Genomic DNA, 780 nt, shown 5'->3' with positions numbered 1-780 from the left:
AGATCATTTGGCATTAGCACATCCGATTGATAGACCTGATGCTGTCGCAGCTCAGGAAGTTCTCACGGATCGCTCCGGTGTGATTGAAATCCAGATGGCCGGTGCGGTCGTGCGTTTCGATGGCAAGGCTGATTTGACTGCGATCCGTGCCGTGTTGGGGATGTTACGACCATGATGGGGCTACCGGCAGGAACACGCATCTGGCTGGCAGCCGGTGTCACTGATATGCGTTCTGGCATGAATGGTCTGGCGGCCAAGGTGCAAATGACTCTCCTTGAAGATCCTTTGGCTGGCCATGTGTTTGTATTCCGGGGCAAGCGCGGCAACGTCATCAAAGTACTGTGGGCCACCAGCGATGGCGTATGCCTGTTGATCAAGCGGTTAGAACGTGGCCGCTTCGTCTGGCCTCAGGCGAGTGCTGGCAAAGTCCATCTGACCCAGGCGCAGCTATCCATGCTGCTCGAAGGAATCAACTGGAAACAGCCGGAACGCACCTGGCCACCGATGGCGCTCTTGTAAACGGTACAGATCATGCGTAAACTCCACGCATGGCGACCACTCCCTCACTTCCAGACGATATCGATGCCCTAAAAGCATTGCTGCTCCAGCGAGATGGCGAATTGCAATCCCTGCGCCAAACCGTCTCAACCCTGGAACTGGCGCTGAGCGTACGCACACTGGAAATCGAACAATTGACGCTCCAGATCGCCAAGTTAAAACGCATGGTGTTCGGGCGCAAATCCGAGAAGATCGACCAGAAGCTGGAGCAACTGGAAACCC

2 protein-coding genes are annotated in these 780 nt (G+C 55.5%); both read left to right on the top strand.

The features are described 5' to 3' along the window. The first annotated feature begins 171 nt into the window (after nt 1-171). Nucleotides 172-519: an IS66 family insertion sequence element accessory protein TnpB gene (gene tnpB / locus KDM89_RS19205; RefSeq protein ID WP_212689523.1), complete on the top strand. Its 348-nt coding sequence runs from the start codon at nt 172-174 to the stop codon at nt 517-519. A 29-nt stretch (nt 520-548) separates the two neighbouring features. Next, nucleotides 549-780, top strand: a 232-nt coding sequence (locus tag KDM89_RS19200; protein ID WP_212689522.1) for a transposase, incomplete at its 3' end; no start/stop codon positions are given.

The sequence above is a fragment of the Cognatundibacterium luofuense genome, assembly GCF_018139685.1.
GTDB classification, from domain to species: Bacteria; Pseudomonadota; Gammaproteobacteria; order Burkholderiales; family Burkholderiaceae_D; genus Undibacterium; species Undibacterium luofuense.
The sequence above is the reverse complement of the archived record's forward strand: the minus strand, read 5'-3'. Positions and strand labels throughout refer to the sequence as shown.